Source organism: Dehalobacter sp. TBBPA1, from assembly GCF_040931655.1.
GTDB classification, from domain to species: Bacteria; Bacillota; Desulfitobacteriia; order Desulfitobacteriales; family Syntrophobotulaceae; genus Dehalobacter; species Dehalobacter restrictus.
Genome location: NZ_CP162385.1, coordinates 2,704,251 through 2,717,080, shown reverse-complemented (window position 1 = coordinate 2,717,080; position 12,830 = coordinate 2,704,251). Strand labels below are relative to the sequence as shown.

Sequence of the window (12,830 nt, the reverse complement as noted above, 5' to 3'; positions counted from 1 at the left end):
GAGTGTGGCTATGCTCGAGCGGGAAAAAGAATTAGCGGAACTGAATAATAAGCTCAGTGATTTAAGGAAGCTTGCTGAAGATAAGCAAGCCGACTTTTCATCAGAGATTGAGGGATTAGAAGAGAAGCTTACCAGGATGAAAAAGGAAGCATTCTTGAATTTGACGGCGATGGATAAGCTGGCCCTGTCCCGAATGGTGGAAAGACCCACCACGCTCGATTATATCGAGAGAATTTTTCACTCCTTTATTGAGCTGCATGGAGACCGGATGTACCGGGATGACCCCTGCATTGTCGGCGGCGTTGCCAGACTGGGCGATTTGCCGATAACGGTCATTGGCCAGCAAAAAGGCAGAAATACCAAAGAAAATGTCAAAAGAAATTTCGGGATGACAAATCCCGAAGGTTACCGTAAAGCGTTAAGGCTCATGAAGCAGGCGGAAAAATTTCACCGGCCCGTGGTTTGCTTTATTGATACACCAGGGGCTGATCCTGGTATCGGAGCGGAGGAACGGGGCCAGGGAGAAGCGATTGCACGCAACCTGATGGAAATGGTCAGTTTGCGGACGCCTGTCATTTCCATTGTTCTGGGAGAAGGAGGCAGCGGCGGGGCGTTGGCCCTGTCGATCGCAGACGAGATCTGGATGCTGGAGCATTCGATCTATTCCATACTGTCTCCTGAAGGTTTTGCCAGTATTCTTTGGAAGGATTCCTCCAGAGCAAAAGAGGCAGCCCAGATCATGAAGATTACTGCTCAGGATTTGCAGCAAATGGGCCTGATCGACAAGGTTCTGCCGGAGCCTTTGGGCGGTGCCCATCATGATCCCGAGGCGATGGCTGCCGTGATCAAGGAACATTTGTTAAAGGTCCCGTTCAGAACCATGCTGGAGCAACTCGATGATGTTCTTGAAAGGCGTTATCAGAAATACCGCAGGATAGGGGCTTATACCGAGTAATGAACGAATCTCTCAGCCCTGAAAAAATAACACAATATCTCCGGACAACTTTTCTGGGGAGAAAGATCCTCTGTTTTGACGTGCTGGACTCCACCAACTGTGAAGCAGCCCGCAGAGCTTTGGCTGAAGAAGAAGGAACTGTGATCATCAGTGAACAGCAGACGACCGGCCGGGGACGTTTTGGCCGAAAGTGGCAGTCACCGGGAGGCAAGGGGATCTGGATGTCAATCATTTTGAAACCTCAACTTCCGCCGGATGTGATACCCCAGCTGACGCTGGCCGGCGCAGCGGCAGTATGTCTGGCAGTGGACGAAGCAGCTATTTCTTTCCCTGGAAGAGGAATCACCATCAAATGGCCAAATGATCTATTCCTGAACGGAAAGAAAGCCGGAGGGATTCTGACGGAAATGTCGGTCAGCAGCAGGCGGACCCCGGTAGTGGTGATCGGCATCGGTCTGAATGTGAACCTTGCTGAAACGGATTTTCCTGATGAACTGAAATCCACAGCGACTTCTTTACGTCTCGAGACGGGCAGGGAACACGACAGGACCAGGCTGACAGCCGGAATCCTAAATGGATTTGAACCGCTTTACCTGGAATACCTCAGCACGGTTGATCTAGGCAGGACCTTAACCATCTGCAGGGAGCGTTCCGAAGTCATAGGCAGAAAAGTGGTTCTCGAAAACAGGGAGGGGCCGGTGCAGACCGCTGAGGTAATCGACCTCGGGCCTAAAGGGGAACTAGTCGTAAGGCTGGCGCAGACCGGGGAGATCAAAGCGATCATTTCGGGAGAAATTTCTGTGGCCCTACACGATTAAACGAGAAGTACGGTCGCGGCTTCCAAAATGAATACAGTATTTACATGGAAAATGGCATTGAAAACGAAGCGTCCTAATGATATAGTACTGAGAATATAGTTTATCACATGAAAGAACAGAACGGAGGAATGATGATGAATCAAAATTTGCATACGCTCGAAGTTTACCGTCAAAAACGTTTGTCCTATTTCCAATGGCGCACGCAGTCAACGACGTTTGCCAAAATTGCTCTGGCAGTAAGTCTGGCCTGCCTGACCGGCCTGCTTGCTCAGGTGAAAATCTACCTGCCATTTACTCCTGTGCCTTTGGTGGCTTCCCAGATTGGGGTGATCCTGGCTGCTGTGCTGCTGGGTAGAAAATGGGGCGGTATCAGTATGGCAATCTATGCTGTCGGTGGTTTGGCAGGAATTCCGTGGTTTGCGGGTTTCAAAGGCGGAGTGGCGGCGCTTGCCGGGCCCACAATTGGTTATGTGTTTGGTTTTATCCTTGCAGCGCTGTTTATCGGCGGTATGATTGATTCCAGAACCCAAAACCGTAAAGCTTTGCCACTGACCGGCATCATCCTTTTTGCCCAGCTTGTCCTTGTCTATGTTCCGGGGTTAATATCCCTGGCCATATGGCTTTGGTCGACCGGACAGACAGTCACCCTGGCCGGAGTCATCTGGATGGGTTATATACCCTTTATTGTCGGAGATATTCTGAAGTCACTCGTCGGAGCAGCAGCTGCCAAAGCCATTGTTCCGATGGAAAAATACTAGCACAGCATCGACTTGGGTTAATATTGAACTAAAGCAGCACTTCAAGAATAATAAGTACCAGAATAATGACAACAAAGAATGCTGCACGCTGACCATATTTAAATGTATAGGCGTACATGCCGGATCCCCCCCGCAGGCTGATTTGTAAGATGTTTGATTTGTTTTATTCTATGAAGTCCAGGGAGGCAAGGTGATAAAGGAATAAACCTATGGACATATGAACATATGCGCATAGGTTTATTTTTGCGGTTCTAACCCTTTTATTTCAGTTGGATTGGGATTTGAATTCTTTTCCTGTTTCTGGAATTAGTTTCTGCACAGTGTCCCTGCAGAACCGGATCCGTTCCAGATCTGCATCCTTTAGAAGGGGATACAGTCCCGGATTGTCCAGAGCAGCTTTGGCTGGTATAACCTCATAAATCAATTGATTATTCAGGCGTTTTTTATTCACCCAAGTAGGAACGGCGTCCGCCTGGAGAACATGATGGGTATGATCTGGATATACCCTGATCGTCACATCGGCGATGATTCCCTGTTCGGTATAAATGTTATCGACGGTTTCCTGACGCTGATCTGAGATGAAATTTCCCTGAGAATAAAAAACCGGAACAATTCCATTGTTGTCTGTGGCCAAAAATACGAAGGGCTGGAGCACATGCGGATGGCCCCCAAAAATCACATCTGCGCCGCAGTCAGCCAGTACGGAGGCCAAGTCCTGCTGAAAAGTACTAGGCAGTCGCTGATATTCATCTCCCCAGTGCATACACAAAATGACAATTTCCGCACCGGCCTGTCTTGCTTCAGTGATTCTCGCCTTAATGGTTTGCGCAGAACTGTCAAAATCCTGCGGGTCAAAGGTATCCATCAGTCCGGTCATGTTGACGGGAAGGATAAGACCATTGATGCTCAGGCTGCCGTCATATTGCGGATAGCCGTAGCCAAAATTGACAAATGCCACTTTAACACCTTTGATGTCCTTGATGACATAGGTGGTTTCCTTTTCGGCAGCCTTGACACCGATAATATCCAGTCCCTTGTTTTTGACAACATCGATCGTCCGGTAGAATCCGGTGATATCCTGATCTAAACGGTGGTTGTTGGCTGCGGTAACAATGTCAACGCCCGATTCCTTCAGAGCATCAACGATTGAATCGGGGGTATTGAATTTGGGATAACCGGAATAGCCCTGTTCAGGCCCGGCCAGTGAGGTCTCCAGGTTGGCCACGGTAATATCGGCATTTTCAAGATAGGATTTAACATACTGAAACTGGCTGCTGAAATCATATAAACCTGTTGAAGAATCGTAAGCGGCCATATAGACCGTGTTATGAATCAGGATGTCGCCGACGGAAGCGATAGAGATATCCACATAGGAAGGCACCGGCTCCGATTCCGGAAGCGGCGAAGGATCCGGAGGATTTTGAGAAAAAATCTGGTTGGTATATTGGTAGGCGATCATACCGCCCGCAATGAATACGGCAGCGACTGTGCAGAGGAGGATAATCAGGAGTCTTCTTTTCATAAGCTTGACCTCAAATGATAATTATATAATAATTTTTTGATCATAGAGTTTTTGATTTATAGTCTGGCTTTGTTAGACTTGTCTGCGAATAGGATGGTCGCTCTTAGTCATTATAATACATTTACTTCAAAGCGAAAACGAATTATAATGACAGGAAGAATAAATGGTGAATGTTATCGCTGAAGGCTTGGTGCCAGCCGAGCTTTCTTTATGATCCAGAGGAGGTAGGGAAATGGAACAAACAGAGTCCGTACAATTCGAACAATTTGAAACAAAAATGTTTAAAGAACTGACGCAGAAAGCGATAGACAGCAGTAAAATCAATCCTGAGCTATATAGTAAATATCAAGTAATGAGGGGCTTGCGTGATCTTGAAGGCAAGGGCGTACTCGTCGGTCTGACCGAGATTGGTGAAGTGCACTCCTATATTATAGACGAAGGAGAAAAGATTCCTGTTCCGGGAAGATTAACCTATAGAGGTATCGATATTAATGACATCGTCGACGGCTTTATCAAAGATGAAAGATACGGCTTTGAAGAAACGACCTATTTGCTTCTTTTCGGGCATCTTCCGAGCGCCAATGAGCTGAAGGACTTTGAACAGATGCTGTCGGCATATCAAAAACTGCCCGAGGACTTTGTCCGGGGTACTATCCTAAAAAGCCCGGGCAAGGATATCATGAATATGCTGGCCAGGAGCATCCTGAGCTTATATTCCTATGATGACAACCCCGATGATAATTCCATCGAAAATGTCCTGAAACAATGCATGAAACTGATTGCCTGGATGCCTTTGCTGGCCGTGTATGGCTATCACTCCTGTGCGCACTATCATGGAAACAAGAGCCTGTTTCTGCACAGTCCGCTGCCGCATCTCAGCACAGCGGAAAATATTCTTCACATGCTCCGGCCGGACAGCAAATACACGAAGCTTGAGGCTGCCCTGCTGGATATTTCCCTGGTCCTGCATGCCGAACACGGCGGTGGGAATAATTCGACCTTTGTTACGCATGTCATTACCTCGACCGGTTCGGACACTTATTCGGTCATGGCTGCTGCTATTGGTGCCTTAAAAGGTCCCAAGCATGGAGGCGCCAATATTAAAACCTACAATATGCTTGAAGACATTAAACAAAATGTCACAGACTGGCAGGATGAGGATGAAATCAAAGCTTATTTGATGAAGATTATGAATAAACAGGCTTTTGACAGGTCGGGTCTTATTTACGGGATCGGCCATGCGGTTTACTCGATTTCTGATCCGAGGGAAGTCCTGCTTAAAGAATATGCCGGGAAGCTCGCTCAGGAGAAAGGTCTGGCCGAAGAGTTTGATTTATTCTGTAGAGTGGAAAGACTTGCTCCGGATATTGTCCTGGGCCATAACAAGTCAGGCAAAGTCATCAGTGCCAATGTGGACTTTTATTCCGGTTTTGTATATAAAATGCTGGGACTTCCGCTGGAACTGTTTACCCCGATCTTTGCGATCTCCAGAATGTCAGGATGGAGTGCCCACCGGATCGAAGAGATCGTGAATAATGGGAAAATCGTCAGACCGGCCTATAAGAGCGTTGTTCCAAGACGGGAATATACTCCGCTTTCCAGCAGAAATTAGATAGAGATTTTAAATAAATACGCGGATGAAGACAAAAGGCGCTGTTGCCCACGAACATATCGTTCGTGGGCAACAACGCTTTTTGCTTAGAAATATTAACTTTGATGCGCTCTCTGATATTCTTTGACTTGAAGGCTTTCATACAGCAGCTGATCAGCCAACCCTACGATACTGCCCGGAGAAAGCTGTCGGGCCAAGTCCGAAGCATTCTCCCGCATTTCTTCAAGCAAACCGGGATTTAGACAGAAACTGTCGATCAGGGGATTAAGTTCGGAAATCCTTGATGTTCTGACAGCAACACCTGCTTTAACTAGAATCTCGGTATTTTCTTCTTCTTGTCCCGGAATAAAAAATGGAATAATGATGGGGATATTTTTGTTGATCGCTTCCGAGGCAGTCAGACCGCCGGGTTTTGTGATAATCACATCGGACTGGTCCATCAGGTCATAGATGTTCGATGTGAAACCGTAAATGACGACATCTTTGTCGTTAAAGGTACCTTCGTACTTTTTCGCAAGATCAGTCCAAAGCTTGCGATTGCTTCCGCATACGACCAGGATGCGAAGATGATGCCGGTTTTCCATAAGCGTTTTCAGGCATTTTCTGATATAGGGGATGCCCATGCTCCCGCCCATGATCAACAGTGTAAATACATCATTGTTTCTGACAAGGCGGGGCTGGCGGAATTCTTCCCGTACCGGAATGCCGAAAATGTGTATTTTGTTTTCAGGAACACCTTTTTCCGTAAGCGTATCCTTGGTGTAAGGTGAACCAACAATGTAGGCATCAACAAAACTATTCACATAAAACTGATGGGCCATATAATCTGTAACCAGCGAAATAAAAGGCAGATTTAAGCGTCCGGATGCTTTTAAATAGGAAACAACACCGACATGAAGAGGATGGGTGGTAATAAGCAGGTCGGGCTTGTACTCCTGAATCAGCTGTTCGATGACACTATCCATGGCCCTGTTTAAAATTCTTTTGACATTTTTATTTAAGAACTCATTATAGGTAATCTTATATAGTTTACCGTACATTTTCGGTAATCTTGTTGCGAGTATATGATAACCGTCATCGATAAGGGCTTCCATGATCCAGCTTTCTTCTTTTTTTAAGGGTTCTACAATCCGGACGGAATAGCCTGAAGCTTCAAGCTCCTTTTTCAGACAGTCTGCGGCCTGATTGTGTCCGTGTCCTGTAGACGCAGAGAAGATCATTACTTTAGGCACAAATATTCTCCCTTCAAATAAAAGCATAAGATGCTGAAAGTTATCCTTATACATTATAACAGCTTATGGTCCATAACCAACAAAAATTTATTTATTATTTTTTGGCAACACAAGCAATCTTCTGGCAGGAAGACATACTTAAACGACCTTATGATAGTCTATGGGCCACAGTTTCGGGATCTATTAATGCTGAAACTCAATCTGCACAGACTTTTTCTCTCTGCTGTCTGTCTTGGGCAGGAATACATTCAAAACACCGTTTTTATAAATTGCCCTAACATTATCAATGGAAACGGCCGCCGGAAGAGAGACCGAGCGGCGGAATTGACCGGTATACCTTTCTTTTTTGTGTAGGCGATCTTCCTGAATCACGTGCTGTTCGCGATTTAAAGTGCCGCTGATGGTTATCAAGTTGTTTTCAATCTGAATGCTTACATCTTCTCTTCTCTGCAGTCCTGGCAGATCACAGGAAACAATGATCTCTTCGTCGGTTTCATAGACGTCGGTAAATGGAACGGCCAAGCGGGGAGCGAACTCGTCTTCGAAAAGATTAAACGGTAAACTATAAAGCCTATTGATTTCACGGCGTAATTGATCTGCATTCCGCATTGGATGGAACGGTAAAAGATTCATACTTTCAAGCCTCCAGTACATATAAATACTCAAATAGATGATTGCGTTAAACTCCCGGGATTTCCTGTGCGCCACAATTCCGCTTTCGGCTGTTGCGCCATCCGTGGCGCAAACAGCAGCGTTCCGCCTCCATGCTCCGCTTGACGCTGGAATTGTGGCCCCCAGACCTCATTTAGGGTAATCAAGCTTGTATAAATGATTTGAGCAGGGAATTTGAGAACGTCGTACTAGGATTATTTTAACCGGAAAGATGATATGTATTCTGTTCGGATGTTTAGACAAATGCACGATTGGTAATTAATTAAAATATGAAAAAATCATCATAAGAAAGAAATCATTATACGAAAGAAATCAATGATAGAACATAAGCAAAGAAATGACCAAAATTTGCCCAAATTATTTGACCTTTATTGACCTTTGTAATAAAATAGAGACATATCAAAATTAACAATCAATGATGGAGGGAATAAATATGAGTTATCTTATCCCGATGGTAGTTGAACAAACGAATCGCGGTGAACGTTCTTACGACATCTATTCTAGGCTCCTCAAAGACCGTATTATCTTCCTGGGCGGAGCAATCGATGATAACGTTGCCAATGTTGTCGTTGCGCAATTGCTTTTCCTGGAAGCGGAAGATCCTGAAAAGGACGTTTTCCTCTATATCAACAGCCCCGGAGGGTCAATTACTGCCGGGATGGCCATCTACGACACGATGCAGTACATCAGGTCTGATGTACAGACCATTTGTATTGGAATGGCCGCCAGTATGGGTGCCTTCCTGCTTGCCGCCGGCACGAAAGGAAAGCGTACTGCCCTGCCGAATGCTGAGATCCTGATCCACCAGCCGTTAATTGCCGGGGGAGGTTTATCAGGGCAGGCTACAGAAATTGAAATTCACGCCAAACAGTTGCTGAAAACAAAAAACAAAATGAACAGGATTCTCGCTGAAAGAACCGGCCAGCCTTTGGACAAAGTCCAGCAGGATACGGACCGTGACTACTATATGTCCGCTGAAGAAGCCAAAGAATACGGAATTGTTGACCGGGTACTGGAAAAAGCAGCGTTGCTCGAGCAAAAAAAGAAAAACCCACTAAAATAGAATCTCTTAAAAAAACCTTTATTTTCATAAAAAAATTTGAAGAAAATTCTGGATATCGAAAACGCCTCGTTTGAGTCAATCATTTGAGGCGTTTGACGTCCACGGATGAACGAATGCCGCGGTTCCATGGAGGGAAAGGAGCGCGGCCATTCAGAAAAAAACATAAAAGTTAGATAAATTCGGCATACTAAACTCGGATTGTTCAAAAACAACCAAAGCAACAACAAAAAAAGGAGGAAAAATCTTGCAGAAAATTCGTAAAGCAGTCATACCCGCGGCTGGATTGGGTACAAGATTTCTTCCTGCGACCAAAGCTCAACCCAAAGAAATGCTGCCGATCGTTGACAAACCGACCATTCAGTACATCATTGAAGAAGCGGTTCAATCCGGTATTGAAGATGTCATTATTGTCACAGGAAGAAACAAAAGAGCCATTGAGGATCATTTTGACCGTTCTGTAGAACTTGAACTATTTCTAAAGAACGGAGAAAAGTCCGAACTGCTCGATATGGTCAAACATATTGCTGAGATGGTAGATATCCATTATGTCCGCCAAAAAGAAGCTCTGGGGCTTGGTCATGCCGTCTACAGTGCCAGAAGATTTATTGGCAATGAGCCGTTTGCCGTTCTTTTGGGAGACGACGTGATCTATTCGGATGAGCCTTGTCTGAAACAAATGATCAGGTACTACGAGCTGTATAACAGCAATCTGATTGGCGTACAGGAAGTACTGCCGGCAGAAGTGTCCAAATACGGGATTATTGATGGCAGCAGAATATCCCCGAGACTGTACAAGGCGGAAACTATGTTTGAAAAGCCGGCCCCGGAGGAAGCGCCTGATATTCCGCTTGCGATCATGGGCCGGTATATTCTTAATCCGGAAATTTTTGATATCCTCGCGGAATTGCCTCCGGGAAGAAATGGAGAAATTCAGCTGACGGATGCGATTGCGCAGTTGAGCAAGGTTCAGGACGTGTATGCCTACAATTTTGAGGGAAAAAGATATGATGTGGGGGACAAACTTGGTTTTGTCAGAGCAACCATTGAATTTGCGTTAAGACATGAAGAAATTGGCGAAAGCCTGATGGATTATCTGACTGATATCGTCAGCCGGTATCAAAAAGAGGGTCAGGAGCTCCGCCTGCTTTCAGCAGGCAATAATTTGGACAAACTTTATGATATTAAGAAGAATTACAGTTAACCGGGTAGGTAAATGGATGCTGCCCGAAAAAAACGGCGGAAAATAACGTACTTTCACAGAAAATAGGCTGTTTGATATCCTGAATGTGACAAGCTTTTCTCTTTGCTATTGGTAATATTATACAGAAAATACCTATAGTAAGGAGGAAAAAGGATGAATTTCAGCCGCAAAAGCATCCTAACTCTTGCAGGGGCTGTTGTTCTGGCGGGGGTAATCATTATTGGCGGAATTTATGGGCCCACTGCCTGGAAAGTATTTCGTGGCCAGGTAGTCGGACCAGAGGACCAAGTGGTTATCCAGACGCCGCCGGTCAATTATGCCGGTGGAGAGACGGATGCTGATCAGACCACTGCTCAGGGTGAAGACAGTACGGTTTCATCCAATACCGGGGGAACACCGGCTGCAGAAGGGACTGCAGGAGATACCGTTACAGCACCCAATCAGGCTGACGGCACAGACAATTCTGCCAGCAGCACGAATGAAGTCAAAAAGTACAGGGAACCGGATCTAAGTCTTTTGAATATTGCGCCTTCGCTTGAGGAGTATTTTGGCGAGGGAGCGCTCAGCGATTCATCCAGGACTCTTGCCTTCGGAGCCGCCTGGAACATCCATCAGTATACGGATGGTTATCTGTACGGTGTCACAGCAGGGCCTCAGATGAACGAAAAGGATATTAAGAAATACATTGTTTTCCATAAGACCTTATGGGAAAAGCAAATGGAAAATGAGGTCAATTCTAGTCAGGCGTCAACCTTTGATGTGTATCTCAGAAATCTTCTGAACAGAGGAATTGATGCCTTTGACAGTAAGGACAAAGTAAGAATTGAACAATTCCATCTCGAGATTCATGATTTGGACGCGCATCTGCTGCGGGATGATATGAGTTCCAAGGTTTACGGGGCAACTCCTTTTGCCACGAAACGTTCTGAATAGCAATTGATAGGCGCCTGAAACAACATTTGAAGCGCTTCTAAAAAAGTTATCCTGTCTCAAACCTCCATGAGATTAGGATAACTTTTTTGATTTTTAACCTTTGACAATGCTGACAGATCATGTATAATAATAGATACTTAGATGATTGTCTAAACATCTAAATATCTATTTAAATTAAGGAAGTGGATCACAAATGTCGCCGTATAATGATACGTTTAAAGCTTTGGCTGATCCGACCCGAAGAGAAATGATCCGCTTTTTGAAAGAACGAAATATGACGGCAGGGGAAATAGCAGATCAATTCAAAATCTCCAAACCAAGCATCTCCCATCATTTGAATATTTTGAAGCAGGCCGGGCTGGTTACAGATGAAAGAAAAGGGCAGACCATCGTCTATGCATTGGATACCTCTGTGTTTGAAGAAGTCATGCGGATGATGTTTGATTTGTTTTCCAGAAAAGAAGAATCAAAAGATAAACAAACAAATAAATAACACATAAATAAACAGACAGATGAATCATAAGAAAGGGTGCTGGTGCAATGTCGGAGAATAAAGAATTATGGATGCGCAGAATGCTTATCTTTGGCAGTCTGATGGTTCTCATAAGTTTGGCGGTTAGCTTGGTTGTTTATCCCCGTCTCCCGGATAAAGTTCCGGTGCACTGGAATGCAGCCGGAGAAATCGACGGCTGGGGCAGTGCTTTTCAGGGAGCTTTTCTGTTTCCGCTGATAATGGCAGCTATGCTGATCCTGCTCGTTTTCCTTCCCAAAGTGGATCCAAAGAAAAAGAACTATAGCCGGATGAGCAAACCGTATGCCATCATTGTGCTTGTCATAATGCTGTTTTTTATGTTGATTCATTTTGGCTCGCTGGGCACGGCGCTCGGGTATTTTGAGAGCTTCCCTTCTCTGATTCAATTGGGAGTCGGAGCCTTGTTCGTGGTTATCGGAAACTATATGGGCAAATTAAAGCATAATTACTTTGCCGGAATCAAGACTCCATGGACGCTGGCCAATGAGCAAGTCTGGTACAAAACGCACCGGATGGCAGGACCGCTCTGGGTCATTGGCGGACTGATCTTTATGGCGGCAAGCTTCCTGCCTTCCCAGTTTCTGACCGTCACAGTGATGATTGTCATTGCAGTCCTGCTTATCATTCCAATTGGATATTCTTATTGGATCTTTAAGAGATTGGATAAGGAAGAATAGGTAGAATAGGTCCACAATCCTGTAATAAAAATAGGCTGAAGTATGTTTAAAATCCCCGCAGAACGGATAAAATGGAAATAGTTACCATTCTATCCGTTATTGAGGGGATTGTGATTTTATGCGTAAAAAATTTTGGTTGATTACAGTACTGGTATTTGTTCTGGGGGTGTGCCTCGGCGCAGGGGGACACTTTTTATGGTCAACGACTCTGAACCCGGAAGTAAATTCTCCGGCTGAAAAGGACAACGCGGCCAAGGTAGGTACCGTTCAGAGCGGTGATGCTGTTCAGAATGCTCTTCCGGACCTGTTTGCCGAAGAAAATGGCATTGTTGACGGTATAGCTGATGGTACAAATGACGGTACAAATAACAGTACTGACGAAAGTACAAGCGCCTTGACTGAGGCAGAACAGGAAGCAATTATTGCACAGTATAAGCAGGGTCTGGGAATGCTCTTTGATGCCTGGAAAGCCAAAGATATGACTGCGTTCAGAACTGCGATCGCCAATGCTTACACTGGAGACTTGATGGAAAAGCATATCCAGAAGGCAGAAGAGTTCATTTCCAGAGGAATCGGACTGGATGTCAGCAACATCATTTTTGATGACGTGAAAATCGAATCTGCCGACAAATTTTCGGCGACAGTCAATGCTGTTTACCGTTATACGGCCAGAGATTACGACTTGGACGAGCAGTATCCTTTGGGGGAAGAGCAGGAACATCAGGTTCATGTCAGGGCGAATCTAATTAAAATTGGTCAGAGCTGGCTGATTACGGGCGAAACGGCAATATAGCCGGCAGAATATTGCAGGATTTAACTGAACGATGGCGAATTCTAGGAATTGAAAAGATTAAG

General features: G+C 45.2%; 13 protein-coding genes. 10 read left to right on the top strand and 3 right to left on the bottom strand.

Annotated features, from left to right (window positions below):
* Positions 1-10: 10 nt before the first annotated feature.
* The 3 genes from AB3489_RS13315 to AB3489_RS13305 all read left to right on the top strand — a co-directional run bounded on the left by AB3489_RS13315 (position 11) and on the right by AB3489_RS13305 (position 2,531).
* The gene (locus AB3489_RS13315; RefSeq protein WP_019224685.1) at positions 11-955 is read left to right on the top strand and encodes an acetyl-CoA carboxylase carboxyltransferase subunit alpha; all 945 of its coding nucleotides are present in this window, start codon (positions 11-13) and stop codon (positions 953-955) included.
* The gene (locus AB3489_RS13310; protein ID WP_019224686.1) at positions 955-1,773 is read left to right on the top strand and encodes a biotin--[acetyl-CoA-carboxylase] ligase; all 819 of its coding nucleotides are present in this window, start codon (positions 955-957) and stop codon (positions 1,771-1,773) included. The genes AB3489_RS13315 and AB3489_RS13310 overlap by 1 nt, the downstream gene beginning before the upstream one ends.
* Positions 1,774-1,907: 134 nt before the next feature.
* Positions 1,908-2,531 (top strand): biotin transporter BioY, encoded by a 624-nt coding sequence (locus AB3489_RS13305; RefSeq protein WP_368293270.1) that lies wholly within the window; start codon positions 1,908-1,910, stop codon positions 2,529-2,531.
* A gap of 265 nt (positions 2,532-2,796) precedes the next feature.
* Here the strand turns inward: AB3489_RS13305 and AB3489_RS13300 are convergent, their stop codons facing one another.
* Complete coding sequence (locus AB3489_RS13300; RefSeq protein WP_368293269.1) at positions 2,797-4,053, bottom strand: CapA family protein; 1,257 nt, start codon at positions 4,051-4,053, stop codon at positions 2,797-2,799.
* Between the two features lie 232 nt (positions 4,054-4,285).
* Here AB3489_RS13300 and AB3489_RS13295 point away from each other — a divergent pair, with 232 nt between their 5' ends.
* The gene (locus tag AB3489_RS13295) at positions 4,286-5,665 is read left to right on the top strand and encodes a citrate/2-methylcitrate synthase (protein WP_368293268.1); all 1,380 of its coding nucleotides are present in this window, start codon (positions 4,286-4,288) and stop codon (positions 5,663-5,665) included.
* Between the two features lie 95 nt (positions 5,666-5,760).
* Here the strand turns inward: AB3489_RS13295 and AB3489_RS13290 are convergent, their stop codons facing one another.
* Both AB3489_RS13290 and AB3489_RS13285 read right to left on the bottom strand, forming a co-directional pair.
* Positions 5,761-6,897 (bottom strand): glycosyltransferase, encoded by a 1,137-nt coding sequence (locus AB3489_RS13290; protein ID WP_368293267.1) that lies wholly within the window; start codon positions 6,895-6,897, stop codon positions 5,761-5,763.
* 183 nt (positions 6,898-7,080) lie between these two features.
* Positions 7,081-7,530, bottom strand: a complete 450-nt coding sequence (locus tag AB3489_RS13285) for an Hsp20/alpha crystallin family protein (RefSeq protein WP_368293266.1) — start codon at positions 7,528-7,530, stop codon at positions 7,081-7,083.
* Positions 7,531-8,002: 472 nt separating this feature from the next.
* On the opposite strand from AB3489_RS13285, the gene clpP reads away from it, so the two are divergent.
* The 6 genes from clpP (at position 8,003) to AB3489_RS13255 (ending at position 12,768) form a co-directional block, all read left to right on the top strand.
* Positions 8,003-8,632 carry an ATP-dependent Clp endopeptidase proteolytic subunit ClpP gene (gene clpP, locus AB3489_RS13280; RefSeq protein WP_368293265.1) on the top strand — a complete coding sequence of 210 codons (630 nt, stop codon included), beginning with the start codon at positions 8,003-8,005 and terminating at the stop codon, positions 8,630-8,632.
* A gap of 244 nt (positions 8,633-8,876) precedes the next feature.
* Entirely contained in the window at positions 8,877-9,833 is a 957-nt protein-coding gene (galU, locus tag AB3489_RS13275; protein ID WP_368293264.1) for a UTP--glucose-1-phosphate uridylyltransferase GalU, read from the top strand.
* A gap of 153 nt (positions 9,834-9,986) precedes the next feature.
* The gene (locus tag AB3489_RS13270; RefSeq protein ID WP_368293263.1) at positions 9,987-10,766 is read left to right on the top strand and encodes a hypothetical protein; all 780 of its coding nucleotides are present in this window, start codon (positions 9,987-9,989) and stop codon (positions 10,764-10,766) included.
* Positions 10,767-10,959: 193 nt separating this feature from the next.
* Positions 10,960-11,259, top strand: coding sequence for an autorepressor SdpR family transcription factor (locus AB3489_RS13265; RefSeq protein WP_368293262.1), 300 nt, complete (start codon positions 10,960-10,962; stop codon positions 11,257-11,259).
* Positions 11,260-11,306: 47 nt separating this feature from the next.
* Positions 11,307-11,975, top strand: a complete 669-nt coding sequence (locus tag AB3489_RS13260) for an SdpI family protein (protein ID WP_368293261.1) — start codon at positions 11,307-11,309, stop codon at positions 11,973-11,975.
* A gap of 118 nt (positions 11,976-12,093) precedes the next feature.
* Positions 12,094-12,768 carry a hypothetical protein gene (locus AB3489_RS13255; protein ID WP_368293260.1) on the top strand — a complete coding sequence of 225 codons (675 nt, stop codon included), beginning with the start codon at positions 12,094-12,096 and terminating at the stop codon, positions 12,766-12,768.
* The last annotated feature ends 62 nt before the right edge of the window (positions 12,769-12,830 follow it).